Origin of the sequence: Nonomuraea sp. MG754425, assembly GCF_021699195.1 — a bacterium.
Lineage (GTDB): Bacteria > Actinomycetota > Actinomycetes > Streptosporangiales > Streptosporangiaceae > Nonomuraea.
The window spans coordinates 1-911 of sequence record NZ_SSXE01000439.1; the positions used below are offsets into that span (position 1 = coordinate 1).

Annotated in this window: 1 protein-coding gene and 1 pseudogene; both read right to left on the bottom strand. The window is 76.4% G+C overall.

The features are described from left to right. Positions 1–205, bottom strand: a pseudogene (locus FAF44_RS53345) (hypothetical protein); the annotation flags it as partial. Between the two features lie 78 nt (positions 206–283). Next, positions 284–911: GNAT family N-acetyltransferase (locus FAF44_RS53350; protein WP_237111144.1), on the bottom strand; the 628-nt coding region annotated here is incomplete at its 5' end.

A 911-nucleotide genomic window follows, 5' to 3' on the forward strand; every position in this document is an offset into this window, starting at 1 on the left:
CCACCTCGGCCACCCGCTCGGCCGCCACGAACAGCAGCACCCGCGGCCCCCAGTCGTGGTCGGCCGAGCGCGCCGTGTCGAACTCCAGCACCTCCGAGCCCGGCCCGATCAGCGCGGCACTGTGCGCGACCCCCGACACCAGCGGCGCCACCACCTCGCCGTAGAAGGCGCGGGACAACTCGATACCAGGAACAAAATCGGACATCACTCCGTCAACTCTGCACCAGCGCCTGCCGAACCTCACCCGGTTTTCCGGCCCGCCCCTTTGCCACGACCGATCAGGTCAGGCGATCACCCGGCAGGCCAGCACGGGCCGGCGCCGGTAGCCGATCCGCTCGTACACGCCGATCGCCACCGGGTTGGAGTCGTCCACCATCAGCGCCGCCCGCCCGTGGGCCGCCACCAGCTCCCGCGACACCCACGCGCACACCAGACCGGCCAGGCCCCGGCCCCGCAGGGCCGCGCGCGTGGCGACCCCGGCCAGCAGCCCCACCGAGGGGGCCGACCACGCGTCCGCCGCCACCGCCGCCAGCACCCCGTCCACCCGCACGCCCGCCCAGCGGCTCACCCCCACCGCGCCGGGCAGCGCGTACGAGTGCGGCGCGTCGGCCGCCAGCAGCGCGGCCACCTCCGCGTCCGCCCCGGCCCGCAGCCACTCCACGCCATGCCCGGACGTCCCGGACGGCGCCGGGCCGGGCAGGCTCATCCAGGAGAACACCGCGCTCTCCCCGATGCCTGCGACCCGCGCGGTCACCTCACGCATGAGCCCGACCTCCCCCAGCGGCCGGTACGCCGTCCCGAGCTCGCCCAGCGCGTGGCGCAGCAGCCTCGCCGCGCACGCCGCGCCGCCCCACACGGCTAAGCGATCACCCCGCGAGATCGCGGGCGCGCCGGCCACCACCGCGTCCCCC